We start from the raw sequence: 22,878 nt of genomic DNA on the forward strand, positions 1-22,878 counted from the left end.
CGCAATTCAGGTGGATAGCCACCAAGTCAAGGGACGGCATCGCTGTTCACCCAAAAGCGAACGGCCCCCGGTGCAACGGGGGCCGTCCTTACTCCCTCACCCACGCATGCAGGAAGGCAGCATCCCCATGTTACGTCGTGCGTCGCGCGATCCCGACAACAGCGAAGACCAGAGACTCGTAGCTGGACGCACCTTGCTGATCGTCTTGGCCGCCGCGGTCTTCAGCCTGATCGTCGGCGTCAGCATGGCTGCGCTCGTCTACTTCGGAACAAACGGTCTTGCAGGCCCTGCGGCACGCATCCTCGGGGCGGCGGCCGCTGGCTTACCAGCGGCGACATTGACCTTCCTCAAGGCAATCGACGTGCTGCACCGGCTGGTCCAGTGACCCGTCAGCACCCGACGCGTCTCACCGGCCGACCATCCACGAGACCAATCGACCGACCGCATCACTAGGCCAATCAGGCGAACATGCGTTCGAAGTGTCAAACGTGATCGTTCGGTCCGGTAAGAGATACGCCAGCAACTTCCCCGGCCGGCTTGCGAGAGGATCATGCTCAACGAAGTCAACTGGCTGTCTGCCTGGGCGAAGTCGGTGCGTGACGATCAGCGACGCGTGACGCATTGGCTGCCTCTGCACCAGCATCTCGACGATTCGGCCGCGGTCGCGGGTCTGCTGGTTGATCGCTGGCTGCCGTTGCAGGTGTTGAACCGGATCGCTCGTGAGCTCCCGGACGGCGTGGAAGGTGTGCGCGGTTTGGTGTGCTGGCTCGCGGCGGTCCATGACGTCGGTAAGGCGAGTCCGGCGTTCGCCGTGCAGGTGGAGGTCCTGGCTGATCGGATGCGCGAGCGCGGTTTGGTCGCGCATCCGGTGTTGGCTCGCGATCCTGGCCGAAGTGCGGTGAGCCACGCGTTGGTCGGCCACGTCGCCGTGCGGGACTGGCTTAGCCGTGTCCATGGCTTCTCTCGCCGGGGAATGGCGAATCAACTCGGTGCCATTGTCGGCAGTCACCATGGGGTGAGCCCTGACGACGGCCAACTGCAGGCCGTGCGTGGCCGTTCTGATCTGTGTGGGACCGGTGCATGGGAGCAGGCTCGGTGGTTCTTCCTGGAGCGCGCGTCGCGTGGGATCGAGCTGCAGCGGTATCGCGATGTCGAGCTCAGCCTGCCCAGTCAGGTGTTGCTGACCGCCGTCGTGATCATCGCGGATTGGATCGCCTCCAACGCCGATCTGTTCCCGCTGTATCCGATCGCCACTGCCGACGAGGCGCCGATCGAACTGACCACACTGGAGATGGAACAGCGTCTGCGGGCCGCGTGGACCCGACTCGAACTGCCGTCACGATGGGCAGCCCAGCGCATCGGCGTCGACGTTGATCAGCTGTTCCGTGACCGGTTCGACAGCTGGGTTGTAGGTGCTCGGCCGGTGCAGGCCGCCGCGGTCGAGGTGGCCTTGGCGCAGACGACGCCGGGGCTGATGATCGTCGAGGCGCCGATGGGCACAGGCAAAACGGAGGCGGCGCTGCTTGCCGCCGAAGTGCTGGCCGCGGCCTCGGGCGCGGAGGGCTGCTTCGTCGCACTGCCGACTCAAGCGACCACGAACGCGATGTTCGAGCGGGTACGTGCTTGGCTGGAGCGGCTTCCGGGTCGCGACGGTGTGGTCAGCGTGATGCTGGCTCACGGCAAGGCCTCGCTCAACGACGAGTTCGCCGGGCTGGTTCGGGAAGGCCGGTTCCGCGGAGTCGGAGACGCCGGCGACGCGGGCCTGGTCGCGCACCAGTGGCTCAGCGGACGCAAGAAGGGTGTGCTGGCGTCCTTTGTGGTCGGCACGATCGACCAGGTCCTGTTCGCGGGCTTGAAAAGCCGACACTTGATGCTGCGGCACCTCGCGTTGGCGGGCAAGGTCGTGATCATCGACGAGGTGCACGCCTACGACGTGTACATGTCGCAGTACCTGCGCCGGGTGCTGCATTGGCTGGGGGCGTACGGCGTGCCGGTGGTGTTGCTGTCGGCGACGTTGCCAGCGGACCGCCGTGCCGAGTTGATGACCGCCTATAACAGTGGCGCCGGAATCACGTCGGAGCACGTCGACGATCCCGATCCTGGCTACCCGGTCGTGCTGAGCTCGGGCACCGAGTCGCGGAGGGTGCCGCAGTCCGGCACGCAGACGGTGGTGCAGCTCGACCATCTCGATGACGATCTCGACGCCCTGGTGGCGTATCTGCGCCTGCACCTGGCCGGCGGGGGATGCGCGGTGGTGGTGCGCAACACGGTCACGCGGGTGCAGGAGACCGCCGCCAGGCTGGAAGCCGAGTTCGGCAGCAAGCACGTCACGGTGAACCACTCCCGGTTCCTCAGCTGTGACCGCGCCCGCACCGATCAGGAACTGTTGCGGCGGTTCGGGCCTCGCGGTCAGCGCCCGGAGCTGCACATCGTGGTGGCCTCGCAGGTGGTGGAGCAGTCGCTGGACGTGGACTTCGATCTGATGGTGACCGATCTCGCGCCGGTCGACCTTGTGCTGCAACGCCTCGGACGCCTGCACCGCCACGATCGGCATCGTCCCTCACGGCTTCGGACCGCTCGGTGCGCGCTGACCGGCGTCGAGGACTGGCAGTCGGAGCCTGCGCGAGCTGTGCGGGGGTCTCGTCGCGTCTATGGCGAGCACACGCTGTTGCGTGCGGCCGCGCTGCTGCAGCGCGACGCGCGTGAGTCGATCATGTTGCCGGGGAACATTTCGGAGCTGGTTCAGCTGGCCTACGGCGATGACCGTGTGGGCCCGCAGGCCTGGCAGCCCGCAATGGATGCCGCACGTGCCGCCGCCGACGCTTTGTCGCGCAGGCGCGCGGAAACCGCTGGCACGTTCTTGCTGGATCCGGTGGGTCCCCGCGCCCAGACACTGATCAACTGGGTGCACGCCGGGGTCGGCGACGTCGATGACGAGCATCGGGGTGCGGCGCAGGTTCGCGACGGCGAGGAGTCGCTGGAAGTCCTTGTGGTGCAACAGGATCGCGATGGCGGGTTGGTGACGCCGGAGTGGATCGAACGAGGCGGCGGCGAAGCTGTGCCGCTGGACAGCGTGGTGGAGCCGAAGCAGGCGCGGGTGATCGCCGCGTGTGGCGTGCGGCTTCCGCTGGCGTTGTGCCATCCCGGGATCATCGATGACGTGATCGCGGCGCTGGAGCACAACCGATTCACCAGCTTCTGGCAGACCCCCTTGTTGAAAGGACAGCTCGTGCTCGTCCTCGACACCGGCCGCAGCGCCGTCCTACGGCATGGCAAGGCCCACTTCCGCGTTACCTACGACCCGCGTCGAGGACTGATGCATGAGCGAGTCTGACCGCTTGTCCTTTGATCTGACCCACCAGCCGTGGCTGCTCGCCCGCAGCGTCACGGGCACAACCGAACAACTGTCTCTTGTGGACGTTTTCCGGCGGGCGCACGAACTGACCGGGCTACTCGGTGACGTGCCCACGCAGGTCTTCGCGCTGACCCGGCTCCTGCTCGGCGTCCTGCACGGCGCGACCGCCGGACCGCGTGACATCGACGAGTGGGAGGCGCTGTGGAACGCCGGCACGCTGCCCGCCGAGACGATCGAGCTCTACCTGGAGCGCCACCGCGAACGGTTCGACTTGTTCCATCCGGACACGCCGTTCTTCCAGGTCGCCGGGCTCAGGACGCTGAAGGACGAGACGTCGGAGTTGAGCAAGCTCATCGCCGATGTGCCCAACGGTCACCCGTTCTTCACCAGCCGCCTCGGTGGCGCGTTGTCGCTGTCGTTCGCCGAAGCGGCACGGTGGGTCGCCCACGCGCAGGCGTTCGATCCCTCGGGCATCAAGTCGGGCGCGGCCGGCGACGACCGCGTCAAGGGCGGCAAGGGCTATCCGATCGGCGTCGGCTGGAGCGGACTGCTCGGCGGCGTGCTGCCCGAGGGCCGCACGCTCAAGGACACCTTGCTGCTCAACCTGATCCCCCGCGACTACGACTCGCTCGCGAGACGGCCGGACGACGACCTGCCGGTGTGGGAACGGCCGGCGGTAGGCCCCGCGGAGGAGGAACCAGGTGGGCGTGCACCGACGGGTCCGGTCGACCTGTACACGTGGCAGAGCCGTCGTATCCGGCTGGTCCACGACGGCGACCGCGTGGTCCGGGTGCTGATCTGCAACGGCGAGAGGGCCACGCCACAGAACATGCACAACGCCGAGCCTCATACCGCGTGGCGTCGCAGCAAGCCCCAGGAGAAGAAGCTCGGCCGGTCGCCGGTCTACATGCCCCGTGAACACGAACCCGAGCGGGCGATCTGGCGTGGGCTGCAGTCCCTGCTGCCCGCGGCGCACACCGCGCAGGGCACCGACGCCCCGCCGTTCCTGACGCCACCCGTATTGCGGTGGGTCGGCCGCGTCGACGACGAGATCGGCCTGGACCTGCCGGTCCGGCTGCGCACTATCTCGATGGTCTACGGCAACCAGAGCTCCACCACCATGGACATCATCGACGACGCCCTGTCTCTGCACGCGGTCCTGCTGCACCAGGACGCGGTGGATCTCGCCGGCGTCGCGGTCTCGTGCGTGACCGTCGCCGAACGGGCCGCGAAAGCCCTCGGCGCGCTCGCCTCCGACCTCGCCGCGGCGGCGGGGTGTGGCCGTGACGAACGAGAGGGCCCGCGCACGCGGGCGATCGAGCTTGCCTTCGCAGAACTCGATCCCCGGTTCCGCACGTGGATCGCCGCACTGGCGGCCGATACCGACTTCACCGAGACCCAGATCGCGTGGCACACCACGGTCAACGCGATCATCCGCGACCTTGGCTCGGACCTCATCAACCGTGCACCGGCGAAAGCATGGGGCGGCCGGGTGGTCGACAAGCGACGCATCACGACCCTGCACGCCGACAAGTGGTTCCACCAGGAGCTGCGCAAGGCGCTGCCCCTCGCCTACCCCGCACCGGCCCCGGTCGCGTCATGACCGAGGTGAAAGGAGACGCGATGCCCACGGCACCCGCGAAAGCCAACCCGAAATGGCGCGACCTGCACACCGTTGGCACCGTGGTGCACCAGCGGATCCAGGTCCTGCAGGAAGGCGTGCTGGCCAACAGGTCTGCTGAAGTCGCCGCTCTGGCCCGGCTGCGCCGCGGTGCCGGCAAACCCGCGGGAAGCCTGCATGACATCCTCGAGCACACCCTCTCGGAGGAGTTCGTCCACTCCGGCGCCGGGGATGAGCCGACGTTCGAGGAGAACGCCGCGCACATCGTCCTGACGTTGTGGGCGGTGCACCAGCAATCCCAGCGCACGCGGATGCACCAGCGCGGTCACGGCCTGGGCCGGGCCGTGCGGCGCCTACACCCCGACGAACCCGGCCCCACGCTCACGCCGGTGGTACGCCGCTTCCAAACCCTCGGCACCGCGGACAGCCTCGGCGAACTGGTCCACCACACGCGAGGCATGGTCCAGCTCCTGCGGGCCAAAGCCATCCCGCTCGACTACGCCCTGCTGGCCGACGAACTCGTCTGGTGGCAACGCCCACGCGGCGCCGCGGGCGTCCGGCTCCGCTGGGGCCGCGAGTTCTACCGCGCACCGAAGCCCGACTCCGAGTCCTGATCTCCCTCGCGCTGAAGGAAATCCTTATGACCCGCACGATCCTCGACATCCACGTCATCCAGACCGTGCCGCCGAGCAACCTCAACCGCGACGACACCGGCAGCCCCAAGACCGCGATCTATGGCGGACAACGGCGGGCCAGGGTGTCCAGCCAGGCCTGGAAACGCGCCACCCGCCAAGCGTTCGAGCACATCCTCGACCCGTCCGAACTGGGCGTGCGTACCAAGCGCGTGGTCGAGCTGCTCGCCGACGAGATCGCCGCGCAGGACGCTGCGCTCGGTGAGCGTGCCGTCGACCTCGCGACCGACGTGCTCACCGCCGCGGGTATCACGGTCAAAGCGGCCCGCAAGGCCGACGCCCTGCAGGAAGCGGAGTTCCTGCTGTTCCTGAGCCGCCGTCAGGTCCAGAACCTGGCCGAGCTCGCCGTCACCACCGCCCGTGATGCAGGTGAGGGCAAGGTCGCGGTCGACAAGAAGGAAGCACGGGCACGCGCTGACCGCGAGCACTCCGTGGACGTGTCGCTGTTCGGTCGCATGGTCGCCAACGCCACCGACCTCAACGTCGACGCCGCCGCCCAGGTCGCCCACGCGCTCAGCGTGCACGCGGTGGACAACGAGTACGACTACTTCACCGCCGTCGACGACCACAAGAACGCGGACGACAACGAAGACGCCGGCGCCGGCATGATCGGCACCGTGGAGTTCAACTCCTCCACCCTGTACCGCTTCGCCACCGTCGACGTGGACCGTCTGCAGGACAACCTCGGCGACGCCGAGGCGACCCGCCGCGCGGCCGAGGCGTTCGTCCGCGCGTTCGTGGCCAGCATGCCCACCGGCAAGCAGAACACCTTCGCCAACCGCACCCTGCCCGACGCGGTCCTCGTCGTGGCCCGCGAGACCCAGTCGATCAACCTCGTCGGCGCGTTCGAGGACGCCATCGAGACCCAGACCGGCCGCATCGCCGAGACGATCCAGCGCCTCACCGAGCACACCCGCGATCTGCACCAGGCCTTCGACGAACAGCCCGTCGCCGCCTGGGTCTTCGGCGTCGGCGACAAGAAGATCGCGCCCCTGGCCGAACTCGCGCAGCGCAGCACCTTCGACACCACGGTGACCGAGGTCGGCGCGCTCGTCGCCGGGCGCCTGGCGGCACAGCCGTGACCAGCCTGCTGCTGCGGATGGGCGCACCGTTGCAGTCCTGGGGCACCTCGAGCCGGTTCGTCCGCCGCAACACCGACCGGGCACCGAGCAAGAGCGGCGTCCTCGGCCTGCTCGCCGCCGCCCAGGGCCGGCGTCGCACCGACCCGCTGGAAGACCTGCTCGACCTGCGAATCGGGGTCCGGGTCGAGCAACCCGGCAAGCTCGAACGGGACTTCCAGACCGCCCGCAGTAGCGACGGTTCCGCCGCGATGCCGCTGTCCTACCGGTTCTACCTCGCCGACGCCGTGTTCCTGGTCGCCATCCACGGCGACCAGACGTTGCTCGAGGGCTTGCAGGAAGCGTTGCTGCGTCCGGTTTTCCCGCTCTACCTCGGACGCCGTTCCTGCCCGCCCGCGGGCAAGCTGGTGCACGGCCTGCGCGACGGCGACATCGACACCGTCCTGGGCGCGGAACCGTGGCTGGCCTCCGCCTGGGTGCAGAAGCAGAGCCGCACAGCCCAGGTCGTGCTCGACACCGTGACCGACTGTGTCGACGGTGAACCCGGCAGCGAACTCGTCCGTGACGAGCCGCTGAGCTTCGACCCCCGCGAACGACGCTTCGGCTGGCGGTCCGTGCGCCACGGCCGAGTCACCATCCCCAACCCCGCTCACCGCCCGGCGCCCGCGGCCCCTGTCGCCGACCTCCACGACCCGATGGCGGCGTTCGAGGAGATCTCCTGATGCACCTGACCAGATTCGAGATCAACCCCGCCCGCCGCGACGCCCGCAGCCTGCTGGCCTCCCCGCAGAAGCTGCACGCCGCCGTCCTCGCCGGCTTCCCCACCCTGACCACCGCGCAGACGCAGGACGGGCGCGTGCTGTGGCGGCTCGACCAGCGCGACCACCAAGTCCTGCTCTACATCGTCAGCCCGCACAAGCCCGACCTCACCCACCTCGTGGAAAACGTCGGCTGGCCCACCACACAAGGCTGGGACACCCGCGACTACACACCACTGCTCGACCGGCTCAAGTCCGGCGACGAATGGATGTTCCGGCTCAAAGCCAACCCCGTGAGCAACCGCCGCAAGACCGCCGACGCCACACGGAGCCAGCGATTCGGGCACGTCACCGTCGCCCAGCAGACCGAGTGGCTGCTCGCCCGCACCGAACGCCACGGCTTCAGCGTCCCTCACGGCGAGCACAAGGAACCCGATGTCGCCGTCCGCGGCCGCGAACACCTCAAGTTCCAGCGCCAGAGCCGCACCGTCACCCTCACCACCGCGGTGTTCGAAGGACGCCTCCACATCACCGACCCAGCCCTGCTGCGGCACAGCCTCACCCACGGAATCGGCCCGGCGAAGGGATACGGCTGCGGGCTGCTCACCCTCGCGCCGGTGAAACGTGCCTGACATCCCCGGCGCACGACCGGTCCCGCTATCGCAGCTCGTCCGCGCACAGGACCGGTTGACGTTTCTGTACCTGGAGCACTGCGTAGTGCACCGCGACGCCAACGCCATCACCGCCCGCGACGCCAAGGGCGTCGTGCACATCCCGGCGGCGACCTTGGGCGCGCTACTGCTGGGACCGGGTACGACCGTCAGTCAGCAGGCGATGCTCCTGCTCGCCGAGAGCGGCTCGACGGCGGTCTGGGTCGGCGAACACGGTGTGCGCTACTACGCGCACGGCCGTTCGCTGGCGACCTCGTCACGGCTGCTGGAGGCCCAGGCGTCGTTGGTGTCGAACCAGAAGACCCGGCTGCGCGTCGCCAGAGAGATGTACGCGATGAGGTTCCCCGACGAGGACACCAGCGGCCTGACGATGCAGCAACTCCGCGGCCGGGAAGGCGCCCGCGTGCGCAGGCTGTACCGATTGCACGCCAAGCGAACCGGTATCAGCTGGGAGCGCCGGGACTACGATCCCAGCGACTTCGCCGGCGGTACGCCGGTCAACCAGGCGCTGTCCGCCGCGAACACCAGCCTGTACGGCGTCGTGCACGCCGTCATCGTCGCTCTCGGCTGCGCGCCCGGCCTCGGATTCGTCCACACAGGCCATGTCAAGTCGTTCGTCTACGACGTCGCCGACCTCTACAAGGCCGACATCAGCATCCCGATCGCCTTCGACATCGCCGCCCGTCACGTCGCCGACATCGGCGCCGAGACCCGCCGAGCAGTCCGCGACCACATGCGCGGAGGTGCGTTCCTCGACACCTGCGTCCGCGACATCCGCACACTCCTGCGCGAAGACGACGAAGAACTCATCGAGTATGGGCCGGAAGCTTTCGACGACATCGATGTGGTCAAGCTCTGGGACACCAAAGGACGGACAGTCGCCGGCGGCACGTCCTACGGAGATGACGACGAATGACCGTCATCGTGGTCGCCGCCTGCCCCGTGGGCCTACGCGGACACCTCACGCGATGGCTGCTCGAAATCTCACCTGGAGTCTTCGTCGGCAAAGTGACCGCGCGAGTCCGGACCCTCATGTGGATTCGCGTAGTCGAGATGATCAGCACCGGACGAGCGATCATGGTCCACGCAGCCGACAACGAGCAAGGACTCGCGTTCCAGGTCCACGACCACAACTGGGAACCGGTGGACTTCGAAGGGCTCACGCTCATGTTACGGCCGACCTCCGACACGGAAACCGACGACGAGCCAGCAGAGCCACGCCGGCATGGATGGAGCAACGCCAGCAAACGCAGGCGTTACGGACGTCGTTGACCTACCAACTGAATCAAAAACGCACTCAACCCAGACAAACATGCTGGTCACGACGTGTTCTCCCCGCGCGTGCGGGGATGGTCCGCCCAGCGTGATGTGCTCCATCATGCTGAAAGCGTTCTCCCCGCGCGTGCGGGGATGGTCCGTGGCAGGAGTACCTCGACATCTGGTCAGGCCTGTTCTCCCCGCGCGTGCGGGGATGGTCCCGACGCGATGCCGGGCAGTCTCACCTGGGTACGGTTCTCCCCGCGCGTGCGGGGATGGTCCCCCCGCGGGCGAGTGACCGCCCCACACGTAGGGGTTCTCCCCGCGCGTGCGGGGATGGTCCCTCGTGCAGGGCGTCGGAGGTGTACAGCTCAGCGTTCTCCCCGCGCGTACGGGGATGGTCCCGCGTCGGGCATCACCCGCACGAGCGTGTCGTGGTTCTCCCCGCGCGTGCGGGGATGGTCCGCGGCCCTGCACCCCCGGCATGAGGCGCGCGATGTTCTCCCCGCGCGTGCGGGGGTGGTCCCCCGGCGACCGAGGCGCCGGCGAACGTCGCGGCGTTCTCCCCGCGCGTGCGGGGGTGGTCCCGCGTACGGCACGAAGGTGCGCACGACGCCGATGGTTCTCCCCGCGCGTGCGGGGGTGGTCCCAGCAGGAAGGCGGTCGTGCCGCCGGGAATGTCGTTCTCCCCGCGCGTGCGGGGGTGGTCCTGGGTCAAGGACCGGATCGCGAAGGACGCCCAGGTTCTCCCCGCGCGTGCGGGGTGGTCCCGGCTTGGAGTTCTTGATGCGCTGCCGCATCCGGTTCTCCCCGCGCGTGCGGGGGTGGTCCCGCGTTGACGACGGCGGCGTTCTCCTTGACGGCGTTCTCCCCGCGCGTGCGGGGGTGGTCCGCGCCACCGCCGTCACCTCTTTTCAGTTATGCAGTTCTCCCCGCGCGTGCGGGGGTGGTCCCCACGCCTACCGACCTCCTGGCGGGATGACCTTGTTCTCCCCCGCGCGTGCGGGGGTGGTCCCTGGTACGTCGCGCACGGCGGCCGTCGTCACCGGTTCTCCACGCGCGTGCGGGGTGGTCCCTACGGCGGGTTCGACGAGAAGACCGTTCAGCTGTTCTCCCCGCGCGTGCGGGGATAGTCCGGCCGCGATCGAGGCAGACAAGACCCTGGGCGGGTTCTTCCCGCGCGTGCGGGGGTGGTCCACCGCGGGTTGGGTCCGCATCACCCGGCCCGACGTTCTCCTCGCGTGTGCGGGGGTGATCCGGGGTTGCCTTGTCGCTACGCACCGTCGCGTGGAGTTCTCCCCGCGCGTGCGGGGATGGTTCCTCGTTCCAGACGGTGGTGTCGGTCTTGACGTCAGTTCTCCCCGCGCGTGCGGGGGTGGTCCCCTGTACTGATTTGGAGGGCTACAGCCGTGCTGGTTCTCCCCGCGCGTGCGGGGGTGGTCCCGGGCGGCGCCGCAACGGGGATGAGCTGAAGCGGTTCTCCCCGCGCGTGCGGGGGTGGTCCCGACGTGGCGATGCCGTTGGACCCCGAGCCGAGGTTGTCCCCGCGCGTGCGGGGGTGGTCCCGGCCGCGACAGCCCGCCGGAACCGTCTTCCTCGTTCTCCCCGCGCGTGCGGGGGTGGTCCGCGGTCTTCGTCGGTGCCACGCGATCACCCCACGTTCTCCCCGCGCGTGCGGGGGCGGTCCGTCGACGACGTACGGCACGCCGACGCTGCGCGCGTTCTCCCCGCGCGTGCGGGGGTGGTCCGGCACGGACCGGCGCAGCCGTTGAGGTGTTGGTGTTCTCCCCGCGCGTGCGGAGGTGGTCCCGCGATCGGGTACGGGAACTCCTTCAGGGTTCTCCCCGCGCGCGGGGGTGGTCCGGGCGAGTACTGGCTCGCCCCGCTCGGAACCGCGTTCTCCCCGCGCGTGCGGGGATGGTCCGCCCTCCAGCACGATCACCACCGCCGGATACACGTTCTCCCCGCGCGTGCGGGGTGGTCCCGTGACGCTCATGGACACCCTGGGTGGTGCCGGGTTCTCCCCGCGTGCGGGGGTGGTCCCGCGCCGCCCAGGTCCGGCCAGTGCCGTCCCTCGTTCTCCCCGTGTGTATGTGGGTGGTCCCAGGCCCAGGAACCGACCTCCGAGCGAACCCGTTTCCCCGCGCGTGCGGAGGTGGTCCGGTCTTGGTGCGTGAGGACCCGCCCGTGGTCCGGTTCTCCCCCGCGCGTGCGGGGGTGGTCCCGCTCCACAGGGGTTCGGTGCCACGGTCTGAGGGTTCTCCCCGCGCGTGCGGGGGTGGTCCGGCCCAGGTGCAGGTGAAGTGGGTCAAGCCGGCGTTCTCCCCGCGCGTGCGGGGGTCGCCCAGGCGGACAGTCACTCAGCTGGTATGTAACCACGGCTGACAACCCTTCCCGCACTAGCGCCACCCTCACCGGTGAACACCACCCGCTCGCCGCGCAGCTAACCGGAGCAGGGTTGCCTGCCTACCATGCAGCAAGTAGGCAACCCCGATCATGATCTATCACTGCCGAGGAGCGGCACGCCTGCAGCCAGGGCGCTGGGAAGCACATGACCCCTCTCCGAGCTATCAGCAACAGCCAGCTGCTCACACACGTGGATCAGGACCGCTTTGGACTGCTCCTCGTTCAGGCTCACGCGTGAAAGTGAATGAACGATCTCCTGGTAAAGCTTGACCGCTTCGCTCTGCTCCTCGATGAGAACGGAGCCTTCCTGCTCCAGGAAGACCAACGGTTCGTACGTGGGGAAGGTCAACCGGGTGAACGCACCGGAAAGGCCCGCGTGCGCGCCGATCGCCGTTGGCACGATCCTGATCGTCACGTTCGTGCGTACCGCCGTCAGCAGCACTTGGTGAACCTGGCTGACGTGAGTTTCATGGCCGCCCACGGGAAGATGCAGCGCCTGCTCGTGAACATAGAACGTGCAGTGCAGATCACGGCGCGAAAGCAACCCCTGTAGCTCCTGTGCGGCCCTCAGACGCTGGACTGTCTCGTCGTCCGGCAGGTTCGGAGAGGCCGCGATCACCTCACGCATGTAGTCCGGTGTCTGCAAATAGACCGGCAGCCCGTGCGGGTGCCACATGGTCAACGTCTTCGCCGCTTCGACGTTCTCGACGAGAGTCCGGAGTCGGGCGGGTGGGCAGAGGGCGTGCTTCTGCCACCAGCCTCTAACGTGCGCCACGGGCCGCAGATCCAAAAGATGGTCTCGTTCCTCGACGGGCGTCCGGCATACGCCCAGCAACAGGGCCAGCTCCGTCTCGGTGCAGCCGATCTTGCCGTTGAGGAAGTCCGACAGCTTCGCCTCCTGCCAGCCGACGAGTTCAGCCACTCGGCGCGCGGGCATCCCGGAGGCCTTGATCGCTGCACGTACGCCTGCGCCGAACTCGCGACCACGAGCCGTGGAGCTTCTCTGTGGCATGGAGAATTCCTTGCTGTAGCTGGGATCTGTTGTGCCAGGCACAATCAGCCAACTGCCCCAGCACAGCCCGGACCAGCTCATCAATCGCGCAGCGACCCAGCACAGATCCCGCAACCACCACGGCTCAGCTGCAGAAACGTCATACCGGGGACGCGGTAGCCCGATGGGGTGGTTGCACCAACGCCAAGCAGCTCAGAGGAGCGCTTCCGCGTTGGCCGCGAGCGCGGCAGTGAGGTCCGGGTGGTCGCCCTTATCGATCCGACGCAAGAGCCTCGAAGCGACGTAGAGCTGAGCCACCCGGCCAGACTCCGACTCCAACACATCACCGAAGACAGAGCGCACGCGTTCGACCATCTCCGGGACCAGGAGGCTGTAGCTCAGCAAGGTCGCAGCGTCCGTACCCGCAGGGCCGCGCCCCCATCCCTCCCAGTCGAGCAGGCCGAAGTCCGGCCGCATGAGGTTGGCCCAGTGCAGGTCGCCGTGCACCGTCTCCCAGACAGGAACGACGGGATCAGCCGAATCCCCGAACCTCTGCCGGATCCGGCTGCTGACCAACTCCTGGTCCGCGTTGACGCGATCGGTCGAGGTGGATGCGATCACATCGACGGTGCGGCGGAGTTCCGTCCACCACGCGTCACTCAGTTCGAGCGACTCGCGGAGTACGTCGGTGCGCGAGCATGGCGAGCCTGGCAACAGCGTGAGGACCTCGGCGCGCTGCTGCCGGTGCTCCTCCCACTCGTAGACGTCGAGCACGCGCGGTTTGGCCAGGCCGGTGAGCACATTGGCGTCGAGGTTGCCGGTCCAGAAGTCGCCGTCGACCCACTGCTTGTTCTCAGACACCACGCGCAGCCAGAACTGTTCCTCGCCACGGTGCGCGAGCGCGCCGATCGAACGATCCATCCAGCCGAGCCGCGGCTCGCCGGCCAGGACGAGACCGAAGTGCGTAGCGGCTCGTTGGAGGTTCTCAAGCATCCACTCGCGGAACTGGGCGTCGGCGTCAGTGAGGTCCCCGGCCATCGTTAGTCCTCGGTGACGTAGCGCAGGTAGGCCTCGGGTGTCGCCATGTAGCGGCGCCAGTGGTGGACCAGGGCGAGGTCTTCCCACTTCGACCGCTGGAAGCCGTGCTCCCCCACTTCGATGATGTCGGCGTCCGGTGTGGACGCCAGGATCGGTGAGTGGGTCGCGCAGATGATCTGTGCGCCTGACTTGCCGAGTTCGTACATCAGGTGCATCAGGCGAAGGCAGGACTGGAATGACAGCGCGGCTTCTGGCTCGTCCATCAGGTAGAAGCCCGGCTCGCGGAACATCGCGGCGAACACGGTGAGGAAGCCCTCGCCGTGGCTCATCTCGCTGGTGTCCTCGTCCCAATACCCGTTCATGCCGCTCACCGCGTTCATGAACCCGAACGCGGTCTCCGCTCGAAGGAAGTAGCCCTTGCGTTTCGTCCGCGGACCGATGCGATGCCGCGAGCCGAGAGCGGTGGTCTCGAACCGGACCATCTCGCCCAGCTCTGACTTGGGCCTGTTATTGACGTACTTCCGCCCAGCTCGCCCGCCGTGCGCGTCCAGTCCCCATGCCTCGGCGAACGCTTCGACCAGGGTGGACTTTCCGGAGCCGTTCTCCCCCACGAGGAAGGTAACCGGCCGCTCGAACGTCATGTCCTCGTCCGCCAACTGGGCGACGCACGGGACGTCGAGCGGCCATTGCCGCCGTGAGCCACGGGGCAGTGACTCGTCGGGGATGTAGGCGCGGCGGGCGAGCATGAGCGGCAAATCCTTCGGTCAGTGGTAGTCCGGAGCGCAGGCTCCCGTAGGTGTGCAGTTACCAGCTGGTCGACACGCCGGGCTGCAGCTCGGCCCGCACTGCGGATCACACATGTTCGGCACGCACGGATTCAGCGGTCGCCGCGCGAACTCTGTCGCGAGCTGTGATGCGGTCTGCGTCATCCGCGGTCCTGTCAGAATGTCGACGAGCGACTCTTCCCGCACGTTGCCCACCGGCAACCATCGGGCGAAAACGCACGGCCACACCGACCCGTCCGGTGCGATCGCGACCCTACCGTCACCACACTGACCGCACAGTTCACCCAGCTCAGGGCCACCATTCCGGACGCCGCGACCCACCTGGCGCAGACGATCGACCCGCACCTCGCCCCCGACCCCAAGGCTCCGCAGCTGCGACACCGCCTCCTGTACCCGCTGTCCGTCCTCGATGCCGATCACGCCCACGCGCACCGGGACTGACCGCCGGACAGCCTCGATGAGGTTCGCCTTCGTTCGCTCGTAGCTTCGCCGGCCTCGCGTGATCCGCTCGTGCTGCTCAGCAACATCGGAGTAGTAGCTGGTGGCGAGCCGCACGCCGGGCTGGGAGAAGACCTCCCACAAGTCCGGGCTCACGTGCACGAGGTTCGTGAACACCTCGACCGCCAACCCGCGGTCAAGGGCGTGGCCGACGAGCACAGCAAGATCGCTCGCGCCACTGGGCGGTGGGCCTCGTGACGCCCAACCGTGTGAATTGATCCTCGTCGCCCCAGCCCCAATCTACGATGGACAACCAACCGAGTAGGCAGGGTCAGGGCACGGAGTGACTGCGGAAGAGCAGAAGGCCGACGGGCACATGCCCCTCTGTGCCATGCCCAGGCCTAGCGCCTCCACCCCATCGGTGGCCCTGGACGGACCGCCTGTGTCGCCGGTGGCGCGCATCCGGATGTACTCCCCCGACGAGTGGGAAGACTTCATTCGCGAGTGGGCCACCGCGTTGGACGAGACCTACGTCCAGATCAAGAAGCTCGGCGGAGCGGGCGACAAGGGCGCGGACATCGCCGCGTTCAAGACCGACCAGCAGTTCGAGGGGCCGTGGGATTGCTTCCAGGCCAAACATTACGAAAAACCACTCAGCTTCTCCGTCGCCGCCGCCGAGATCCTCAAGCTCTTCACGTCGGTGGTCGAGGGGGCGTACACCCTGCCCGACAGCTACCACTTCCTGGCCCCCAGGGCGCTGTCAACCCCGTTCAACATGATGGTCAGCAACCCGACCACCTTGCGCAAGAACTTCCTGGACCGACTGGTCAAAGGTGACAAGTTGGTGGAAGGTCTGCACGAAGCCACCCTCGACGCAGTACGGACGTTGGCGGCGGCAACCGACTTCTCCATGTTCAAGTCTGTGGAGCTGTTGGACGCACTGACCACCCACCGCCGAACCAGGTGGCACGCAGCCCGCTTCGGCACCTCGCTTCCTGCACGTGGTGATAGCGAAACCCCTCCAGACGATTACACGCCGGACGAAACGCGCTACCTCCAGCAGCTCCTGGCCGTGTACGCCGAGCGCTGGCCAGACAAGATCACCACGCTCGAGTCCGTGGCCGACGTGCCACGGCTGCGGAAACACCTGCAGCAGCAACGAGTGAACTTCTTTCGAGCGGAGTCGCTCAAGGCCTACTCCGCCGGAGCCGTACCCCCTGGCACCTTCGAGAGACTCCAGGACGACATCCACTCTGGCGTGATCGACATCGCCGAGGCCGACCATCCCGACGGATATGCGAGGCTGGGCCAGGTGCTGGCACATGTCGGCAGCCTCGACCTCAACCGGCACAAGCTCATCAACTACACGGACATCGACGACCGCAAGGGCATCTGCCACCAGCTCGCCAACGACGACCGGCTGACCTGGGTGGAGGAGGAATGAGAAGTCCCCTCAACAGCCCCCTTGAGTACGGGGTGCGCGTCCTGGTGATGTTGACCGAGGCCTACCCGGAGCAACTGGACATCAATCACCTCGTCCTCCTCGACCACAGCGTGTTGCACACCGCCGAACTCGGCGGTCCCCCCAGCATCCACCCCTCCGTTCCTCTGCACGCGGGCGAGTTGGGCGTGCGACGTGCGAGCGTCGAGGAGGGCTTGCAGGTGATGCTGCGCGCTGGACTGGTCGACATGCGTGCGTCGAGCGCCGGCATCCGCTACCAAGCCGGAGATGAGGCTCATAGCTTCGTGAGCTCCCTCGAAGCCAGCTACATCACCGAATTGAGGGACCGCAGCCAGTGGGTTGTCGAGCTGTTCGGCAGGATGTCGCAGGAGGAGGTCCGGCAACGGACCGCGGCGATCTTCGGGTTGCGACCGAGCGAGAACGACGACAACGACCGAGAGGAGGGCACGGGCGCATGGAACGGTTGAGCCTGCTGCACCTGACCTTCGTCGGTCCGTCCGTCGAGCCTGCCATCGTGGAGTTCGGCCCCAAGCTCACGCTGGTTCGCGGGCCGTCGGACACGGGAAAGTCCTACATCGCCGACACCATCGACTTCATGCTCGGCGGCTCAACCCTGGAGGACACCCCTGAGCGAGACGGCTACGAGTTGGTGCTGCTGGGCATCAGAATGCCCGACGGGGAACCCGTCACGTTGGCTCGAAGCACGCAGGGCGGCCCCTTCCGCCTCTTCCGAGGCGACCACCGTTCCTACCCACCGCCCGCCGACGGCACCTCCTTGTCCGCGACGCACAGTGCCAAGAGTCTCAAGAACCTCTCGCACTTCTTGCTGGACAAGATCCGCCTGGGCGGGAAGCTCATTCGCAAGGACGGTGGAGGCAACACCCACTCGTTGAGCCTGCGCACGCTGGCCCCGCTTTTCCTAGTGGGCGAGACCAAGATTCAGGCCAAGACCCCACCGATCATGACGGGGCAGCACACAACGCGGACCGCGGAGATTTCGATCTTTCGCCTGATCCTGCAGGGGCAGGACGACTCCGCAATAGAGCCGATCGAGTCGGAGACCGACCGCCGGAAGTCCAAGGCGGCCAAAGACGACGTCATCGACACGCTGCTGGCCGAGCTGCATGAGCAGCTCCAGACAGAAGAGACACTTGATCAAGTCGACAAACGTCTGGAGCGTTTGCAGACGGCGATTACCGAGTCGACGGGGAGCATCGAGCAAGCTGCAGCCGCGAGGCAGCAATGGGGGCGCAACCTGTCCAATGGTGAGCGGCTAGTCGCCGCGGCCCGGCGCAGCGTAGCCGAGTTGGACACCCTCGACGCCCGCTTCGCGCTGCTGCACGATAAATACACCACCGACCTGAACCGACTGGAAGCGGTCGCCGAGGCCGGCACGCTACTCGGGTACTTCACGCCAGGGCGCTGCGTGTTCTGTGGTGCTGAACCCGAACACCAGCACCTCAACGAGGACTGTGCCGACGACACGACCGCCTTCGCGGAGTCTGTCCGCGAGGAACAGCGCAAGACGACCGCGCTCCGCGAAGACCTGCTCAACGCTATCGCCGGACTCCGCGTCGAACGCGACGAGAAGACTCAACGACTAGAGTCCTATGCCAGCCAAGTCTCGTTGGCACAACGAGAGATTGCTCGGCTCGACGGCGTGCTCAGTCCACACCAACTGGAGCTGCGCGAGCTGCTCACCACGTCATCCCAGCTCCAACGCGACGCCGAGACCATCCGGAGAATCCAGAGGCTCGAAGCCCTACGCACCGAGATCGGGACCGAGCCAAAGCCGGAGCCGATGGCGCCCACGGCCGGCTTGCAACGCAGCGCCGTCACAGACCTGTCCCAGATGATCGCGGCACGATTGCGGAACTGGGGTTACCCCGAGGCTGACCACACCAGTTACAGCTTCGACGCCCAAGACATCGTCTCTGGCAACCAGCTGCGGTCCGCGCACGGCAAGGGTGTTCGAGCAGTCCTCCACGCCGCGTTCACGATCTCGCTTGCCCAGTACTGCTTCGACAACGACCTTCCTCACCCTGGCTTCGTCGTGCTCGACTCGCCCTTGGTCGTCTACCGCCCGCCGACACCGAACGCCGAGCCTGACGACAGCGGGCAGATCCTCGATACAGCCAGCCTCGCTGGTCGGTTCTTCGCCGACGTACAGGCAAACTTCTCCGGTCAGATCATCGTTCTGGAGAACGAGGACCCGCCGGATGCCCTTGACCCCGCCACCCGGGACATCATCTTCACCAAGAACGCAAAGCATGGCCGTTACGGCTTGTTCCCCCACAGGCAGCCGGTGGAACCAGACCCAGAGACATGATCTTGCCAACGGACCTTCCGAGCAGCTGACGTAGGCCGTCGTAGTCACGCCTCGTCAGCGGTCTCGCCCTGTGTTCCCCCAGCTCGGGCAGAAACTGCCGCAGCAACTTCTGCACGGAGCGACATGACCAAGTCACGTGCACGATCCATGCCAACACCAAGTTCCGTACGAAGTGTGTCTGCGGAGATTGGTCGCACATAACTTCGCTGGAAGCCGAGCGTGCTGTCAGCGAGCTGTGCTTCCACCGCATGCGGGTCGGCCACAGTCGAGCAGATCCCGGTGCTCGTGCGCACGCCTTCGAAGTCCACTCCGTTCACACCAGAACACTGTTCGAATGTCGATGGCTTGTCCGGTCGCTGATCGACGTGAAGGTATCCGACGTACCCGCGGCGGCGTACAGCGTGGGACTTGCAGTCAGGGCGAGGCTGCCAACGTACTACTGCGCCGCCGCCCTGACCGGCGTCGCGGCCCTCGCCCTCCATCAGTTGAGGAGCTCTCGCGGTTCCCCAAGAGCCAGATTGGCCGCCTCTTCCTCACGGAGAAGCAGCGGCCTACTGAGGGGCCTTCGACTACCAAGGCCACACGTTCACCGCCGTGGCAACTAGCGCTGTCACAGCAACCAGCAATGCCGTGATCTCGACGATAACGCGCCTGGTTGCCGCGAGGATGCGCAGCGCCGAGGTCAGGCGTGGAAACCGCTCCGGTTCGTTCATGAGTCCAGGGTGATGCATCACTTTTAGAGTACTTTCGGTTGATGCAAGACCACGAGCGGCTGATCACGGCGCTAGGGAAACGGCTAGGTGGACGGCCGAGCGAGTCCCTGCTGCAGTGCCTGAACGACCTCGGCTTCATCGAGGAAGTGGTTTCCGGGGCGAGCACTCTTGATGATCTTGAAAGCGAAGCAAGGAAGGTCATCGCGGCTGGTTCGGAGCCGTGCGCCCGCCGACCCACAGGAGCCAGAACACCGTGACCACCACGCCTGTGACTACCCCTCCCAACGCCATGCCGCTGGCCCGCAACGCCGTCTATCGAGTAGGCCGGTGTTACATGTCGTCCTGGCAAGCCACCGCGCCCGTACTCGACGCAGCAGGCGGACTGCTCCAAGCCTGGTGCGTCACTGCGGACCAGCACGGCGTCGACATGTCCGTCTTCTCCGCCGCCAGCGAGTGGGTTGACCGCCTCGCCGTCATCGCCCTGGAGATGACCTGCCGCAACGCACGCGAACTCCGACCCGCCACACACGAGCAGGCCATCGCGCTGCTTGACGCCGTAGTCATGCGACTGGCCGAGCGCGGCATCAAGGAGACGTTGTTCGGCGTGCCGCTAGACCGTCTGCAGGCACATCATCTTGAGTCACTCGTTGCATCCGCAACCCAAGAATCGTTTGACCTGGACTTCAAACGCGATCTTTACGGTCGAGGTGACAGCGAGCGCCGTAAGCTCGCTGGGGACGTCGCCGCCCTAGCGAACACCGCGGGAGGCCTGATTATTCTTGGGATCGACGAAGACGACCACGCCTGCGCATCTGCCGCCCCCGGAGTCGAAGTCAGCGATGCCGAAGCAGGCCGCATCCGGCAAGTGGTGGCGAGCTTGGTCGCACCGGTTCCTGCATTCGATGTTCTCGCCCTGCGTCATAACACGTCAGCGAGCGAGGCAGCCGGTGATCAAGCGGATACCGACCTGGGGTTCATCGCGATCGCCGTACCAAAAAGCCCTCAAGCACCGCACGCCGCCCTGGTCAACGATGCACTTCGATTTCCAAAACGCAACGGGTCAACCACTCGATACCTTTCCGAACCGGAGATCGCATCCGCCTACCGTGATCGCCTCGCTGGGCAAGCTGCTCAGGCAACGCGGGTCAACGAGATCGAGCGAGACTGTCTCGCCCGCCTAGACACGTCCGACCAGCCGTGGATAGTCGTCTCGCTGGTCCCGGACGTCCCCGGCGAATCGACAATCTCACAGAAGATCTACCGCGATTTCCAGCAGGAGATGGCCGACAAGAAGATCGGACTCTTCGCCGCCAGCACGTTCCTGCGAACACGGACCGGACGACGCCGGCTACTCGCCGACGGCGCGAGCGGCAACAACCCGCTTGCGCGATGGGCGGCACTCGACCTGCACACAGACGGCTCGGGTGTCTACGGACGGGCTCTAGAGGACCTGACCAAACGCCAGCAGCGCAATTGGATCGGAACTCCACCCGACAGCGAAGCCCTAGCCGTGCAACTGATCGACGACGAATGGATCGTCATCGGAATCCTCTCGGGGCTCCTAGCGTTGGCTCAGCATGCACGCGACCGCACGGCTGCGGGCGGCAGCGTTCTTGCGCGGGCACAACTTCATCCTGTGTCGACGGACCACCCTACTGAGATCGGTACCACCCGCAACTTCACCGAGACTCGTAGTCCGTACTCGACCACCAACGCACCGAACCCTGCCGAGACATCCGCCACGATCGACGACCTCGCCGACGCTGGGCCCGCCTTGATCGCAGTTGCTTGCCGCGTGGCAGACGAGCTTGGCCAGTTTTACGGCATAGCGGAAATGGGGCAGTTGACCACCGAAGGTCAAGTCCGGCGCCGATACTGGAGCCACGGGCTACAGGGTCCCGTAGGCAAGTGGGCTGAGGCCAACGACATTCCCGTTGTTGATGGCACCCTCGGGTAGTGCGTCACTGCTTAGGTCAGGCGTCTGTGGCTGAGGGGCTGTTGTCCGGCAGGCTCTTTCTCCCTGCCGGACAAAGACAGTTGCGATGGCCTCGCAGTTGAAGCGGCCAGTCAAGGGATGAGTCCACCGAGGCACACGTCGCGTGTCACGCGCTGGTAGGACCGGCGTCGCCATCGCCCGGCTATCTGCGACCTGTTTGAGGTACTGCGGAGTTGGCACCCCAAAGGCTGCTCACCGCTGTCAGCTCAGACGCTGCCGCAGAAGATCACAGAGATCGGAAAGGCGGTGGACGATGTGACAGCCTTCTGCCTGGCCGAGATCTGCGTCCCGGGCCAGGTTGTAGGTCTTCTTGTCCGCAACGTAGTAGTCGGCAAACGGCACGACCGTTGCTAGCGCTAAGAAGTCCAGCAGATCCGAGGGCGAACCCTTCCAGTTGCCTTTCAGATGCGTCTGGGTACGCAACGCTGTGAAGGTCTGCTGGATCGGCATCGCCTTCACGAGGGCATCTACTTTGGTGATGTCGTCGATGACGATCACCTCCGGGTCCAGGCCGAGGCTCAATGCCGCTGATGCCAGCAGCTGCCAAGAATCGCGATATGCCAGCAGGGTGAGCATATTGCGGACCTTCGCGGCAGACCGCCCCGACGTCGTGATAGCCGCAGCAATACTCGCTTCGTGTCCGAGAAACCTAGTTCCCGCATCATCAGGAACAGGCGCGAACATCGGCAGATCTACGGCCAGTCCCGGAGCGGCACGCCTAGCCAGCATCGACAGCTCGAACAAAGACGCAGCATCTCGTTCAAGATTAGCCACCGTGTACCGAAGCTTCTCAGGGAGGTCATCCCAGCGCGCTGGCTGCCCGGTGCGGACATCAACAAGATGCGCAGCCCCCTCGCGGCCGCGGAGGCAATGCGCAAGACCCCACCCGATAGGTTCGGGAGTCGAGATCTCCCTCACCGAACCCACAAGCGCAGCGACCGCCTTCAGCGCCTCCCACTCCGCGAGGCCCGAGAAGCTGAACGTCTGAAACCCACTCAGCTCGCCCATCACCACAGCCGTGTCCCAGACGGCATCAGCGTGGTCCCGCTTCCAAGTCTCCCTGTAATGGACCTGCGACAGCGGGAAGATCACCGAACCGTCCAGTGCAGCTGATCGCAGGAACTTGTAGCTTCCGGCGTCACCGTCGTTCAACTGTCCGGCACGATCACGAACAAGCTTGTCTGCGAAGCACCACTGGTCCAGATACACCACCAACGGGCGTGGCCGTTCATTCGGGGACCATCTCGGCGGCCAGATCGGAACATAGTCAGGTGGCCATACCTCGGT

At 66.5% G+C, this 22,878-nt stretch carries 19 protein-coding genes and 1 CRISPR repeat array; of the genes, 13 read left to right on the top strand and 6 right to left on the bottom strand.

Going from position 1 to position 22,878, the window contains the following annotated elements:
- Positions 1-106: 106 nt before the first annotated feature.
- The 9 genes from ABZX02_RS25205 to cas2e all read left to right on the top strand — a co-directional run bounded on the left by ABZX02_RS25205 (position 107) and on the right by cas2e (position 9,448).
- Positions 107-385 (top strand): hypothetical protein, encoded by a 279-nt coding sequence (locus tag ABZX02_RS25205; protein WP_355301219.1) that lies wholly within the window; start codon positions 107-109, stop codon positions 383-385.
- A gap of 165 nt (positions 386-550) precedes the next feature.
- On the top strand, positions 551-3,334 hold the full coding sequence (cas3, locus tag ABZX02_RS25210) for a CRISPR-associated helicase Cas3' (RefSeq protein WP_355301221.1): 2,784 nt from the start codon (positions 551-553) through the stop codon (positions 3,332-3,334).
- Entirely contained in the window at positions 3,321-4,958 is a 1,638-nt protein-coding gene (casA, locus tag ABZX02_RS25215; protein WP_355301223.1) for a type I-E CRISPR-associated protein Cse1/CasA, read from the top strand. Before cas3 ends, casA begins: the two co-directional genes overlap by 14 nt.
- 20 nt (positions 4,959-4,978) lie before the next feature.
- Positions 4,979-5,590: a type I-E CRISPR-associated protein Cse2/CasB gene (casB, locus tag ABZX02_RS25220; protein WP_355301225.1), complete on the top strand. Its 612-nt coding sequence runs from the start codon at positions 4,979-4,981 to the stop codon at positions 5,588-5,590.
- A gap of 26 nt (positions 5,591-5,616) precedes the next feature.
- Positions 5,617-6,750, top strand: a complete 1,134-nt coding sequence (gene cas7e, locus ABZX02_RS25225; protein ID WP_355301226.1) for a type I-E CRISPR-associated protein Cas7/Cse4/CasC — start codon at positions 5,617-5,619, stop codon at positions 6,748-6,750.
- Positions 6,747-7,469 (top strand): type I-E CRISPR-associated protein Cas5/CasD, encoded by a 723-nt coding sequence (gene cas5e / locus ABZX02_RS25230; protein ID WP_355301228.1) that lies wholly within the window; start codon positions 6,747-6,749, stop codon positions 7,467-7,469. The genes cas7e and cas5e overlap by 4 nt, the downstream gene beginning before the upstream one ends.
- Entirely contained in the window at positions 7,469-8,137 is a 669-nt protein-coding gene (gene cas6e / locus ABZX02_RS25235; protein WP_355301230.1) for a type I-E CRISPR-associated protein Cas6/Cse3/CasE, read from the top strand. Before cas5e ends, cas6e begins: the two co-directional genes overlap by 1 nt.
- Positions 8,130-9,092 carry a type I-E CRISPR-associated endonuclease Cas1e gene (gene cas1e, locus ABZX02_RS25240; RefSeq protein ID WP_355301232.1) on the top strand — a complete coding sequence of 321 codons (963 nt, stop codon included), beginning with the start codon at positions 8,130-8,132 and terminating at the stop codon, positions 9,090-9,092. Before cas6e ends, cas1e begins: the two co-directional genes overlap by 8 nt.
- Entirely contained in the window at positions 9,089-9,448 is a 360-nt protein-coding gene (cas2e, locus tag ABZX02_RS25245; RefSeq protein ID WP_355301234.1) for a type I-E CRISPR-associated endoribonuclease Cas2e, read from the top strand. Before cas1e ends, cas2e begins: the two co-directional genes overlap by 4 nt.
- 56 nt (positions 9,449-9,504) lie before the next feature.
- Positions 9,505-11,779: a CRISPR direct-repeat array (repeat unit 21 nt; unit sequence GTTCTCCCCGCGCGTGCGGGG).
- A gap of 148 nt (positions 11,780-11,927) precedes the next feature.
- Here cas2e and ABZX02_RS25250 read toward each other — a convergent pair.
- The 4 genes from ABZX02_RS25250 to ABZX02_RS25265 form a co-directional block, all read right to left on the bottom strand.
- Positions 11,928-12,851 (bottom strand): helix-turn-helix transcriptional regulator, encoded by a 924-nt coding sequence (locus ABZX02_RS25250; protein WP_355301236.1) that lies wholly within the window; start codon positions 12,849-12,851, stop codon positions 11,928-11,930.
- A 192-nt stretch (positions 12,852-13,043) separates the two neighbouring features.
- On the bottom strand, positions 13,044-13,868 hold the full coding sequence (locus ABZX02_RS25255) for an aminoglycoside phosphotransferase (RefSeq protein ID WP_355301238.1): 825 nt from the start codon (positions 13,866-13,868) through the stop codon (positions 13,044-13,046).
- Positions 13,869-13,870: 2 nt separating this feature from the next.
- Positions 13,871-14,614, bottom strand: a complete 744-nt coding sequence (locus ABZX02_RS25260; RefSeq protein WP_355301240.1) for an AAA family ATPase — start codon at positions 14,612-14,614, stop codon at positions 13,871-13,873.
- Between the two features lie 18 nt (positions 14,615-14,632).
- Positions 14,633-15,310: an SPASM domain-containing protein gene (locus tag ABZX02_RS25265; RefSeq protein WP_355301241.1), complete on the bottom strand. Its 678-nt coding sequence runs from the start codon at positions 15,308-15,310 to the stop codon at positions 14,633-14,635.
- Positions 15,311-15,434: 124 nt separating this feature from the next.
- Here ABZX02_RS25265 and ABZX02_RS25270 point away from each other — a divergent pair, with 124 nt between their 5' ends.
- Genes ABZX02_RS25270 through ABZX02_RS25280 form a run of 3 tightly spaced genes read left to right on the top strand, consistent with a single transcriptional unit; the run spans position 15,435 to position 18,882 of the window.
- Positions 15,435-16,535, top strand: a complete 1,101-nt coding sequence (locus ABZX02_RS25270) for an ABC-three component system protein (RefSeq protein ID WP_355301243.1) — start codon at positions 15,435-15,437, stop codon at positions 16,533-16,535.
- Positions 16,532-17,020, top strand: coding sequence for an ABC-three component system middle component 2 (locus ABZX02_RS25275; protein ID WP_355301245.1), 489 nt, complete (start codon positions 16,532-16,534; stop codon positions 17,018-17,020). The genes ABZX02_RS25270 and ABZX02_RS25275 overlap by 4 nt, the downstream gene beginning before the upstream one ends.
- On the top strand, positions 17,008-18,882 hold the full coding sequence (locus ABZX02_RS25280; RefSeq protein ID WP_355301247.1) for an AAA family ATPase: 1,875 nt from the start codon (positions 17,008-17,010) through the stop codon (positions 18,880-18,882). Before ABZX02_RS25275 ends, ABZX02_RS25280 begins: the two co-directional genes overlap by 13 nt.
- 569 nt (positions 18,883-19,451) lie before the next feature.
- Here ABZX02_RS25280 and ABZX02_RS25285 read toward each other — a convergent pair.
- Positions 19,452-19,595 (bottom strand): hypothetical protein, encoded by a 144-nt coding sequence (locus tag ABZX02_RS25285; protein WP_355301248.1) that lies wholly within the window; start codon positions 19,593-19,595, stop codon positions 19,452-19,454.
- Positions 19,596-19,848: 253 nt separating this feature from the next.
- On the opposite strand from ABZX02_RS25285, the gene ABZX02_RS25290 reads away from it, so the two are divergent.
- Positions 19,849-21,552: an ATP-binding protein gene (locus ABZX02_RS25290; protein ID WP_355301250.1), complete on the top strand. Its 1,704-nt coding sequence runs from the start codon at positions 19,849-19,851 to the stop codon at positions 21,550-21,552.
- Positions 21,553-21,792: 240 nt separating this feature from the next.
- On the opposite strand, the gene ABZX02_RS25295 is transcribed toward ABZX02_RS25290, so the two are convergent.
- Positions 21,793-22,800 (bottom strand): hypothetical protein, encoded by a 1,008-nt coding sequence (locus tag ABZX02_RS25295; protein WP_355301252.1) that lies wholly within the window; start codon positions 22,798-22,800, stop codon positions 21,793-21,795.
- Positions 22,801-22,878: the final 78 nt, after the last annotated feature.

This window comes from Lentzea sp. NPDC003310, from assembly GCF_040610935.1.
Taxonomy (GTDB): Bacteria; Actinomycetota; Actinomycetes; order Mycobacteriales; family Pseudonocardiaceae; genus Lentzea.

Excerpts from the sequence above, each read along its gene's own strand:
- ABZX02_RS25205 (WP_355301219.1), top strand. The coding sequence starts at position 107 with ATGCAGGAAGGCAGCATCCCCATGTTACGTCGTGCGTCGCGCGATCCC.
- cas3 (WP_355301221.1), top strand. The coding sequence starts at position 551 with ATGCTCAACGAAGTCAACTGGCTGTCTGCCTGGGCGAAGTCGGTGCGT.
- casA (WP_355301223.1), top strand. The coding sequence starts at position 3,321 with ATGAGCGAGTCTGACCGCTTGTCCTTTGATCTGACCCACCAGCCGTGG.
- casB (WP_355301225.1), top strand. The coding sequence starts at position 4,979 with ATGCCCACGGCACCCGCGAAAGCCAACCCGAAATGGCGCGACCTGCAC.
- cas7e (WP_355301226.1), top strand. The coding sequence starts at position 5,617 with ATGACCCGCACGATCCTCGACATCCACGTCATCCAGACCGTGCCGCCG.
- cas6e (WP_355301230.1), top strand. The coding sequence starts at position 7,469 with ATGCACCTGACCAGATTCGAGATCAACCCCGCCCGCCGCGACGCCCGC.
- cas2e (WP_355301234.1), top strand. The coding sequence starts at position 9,089 with ATGACCGTCATCGTGGTCGCCGCCTGCCCCGTGGGCCTACGCGGACAC.
- ABZX02_RS25250 (WP_355301236.1), bottom strand. The coding sequence starts at position 12,851 with ATGCCACAGAGAAGCTCCACGGCTCGTGGTCGCGAGTTCGGCGCAGGC.
- ABZX02_RS25255 (WP_355301238.1), bottom strand. The coding sequence starts at position 13,868 with ATGGCCGGGGACCTCACTGACGCCGACGCCCAGTTCCGCGAGTGGATG.
- ABZX02_RS25260 (WP_355301240.1), bottom strand. The coding sequence starts at position 14,614 with ATGCTCGCCCGCCGCGCCTACATCCCCGACGAGTCACTGCCCCGTGGC.
- ABZX02_RS25275 (WP_355301245.1), top strand. The coding sequence starts at position 16,532 with ATGAGAAGTCCCCTCAACAGCCCCCTTGAGTACGGGGTGCGCGTCCTG.
- ABZX02_RS25280 (WP_355301247.1), top strand. The coding sequence starts at position 17,008 with ATGGAACGGTTGAGCCTGCTGCACCTGACCTTCGTCGGTCCGTCCGTC.
- ABZX02_RS25285 (WP_355301248.1), bottom strand. The coding sequence starts at position 19,595 with ATGAACGAACCGGAGCGGTTTCCACGCCTGACCTCGGCGCTGCGCATC.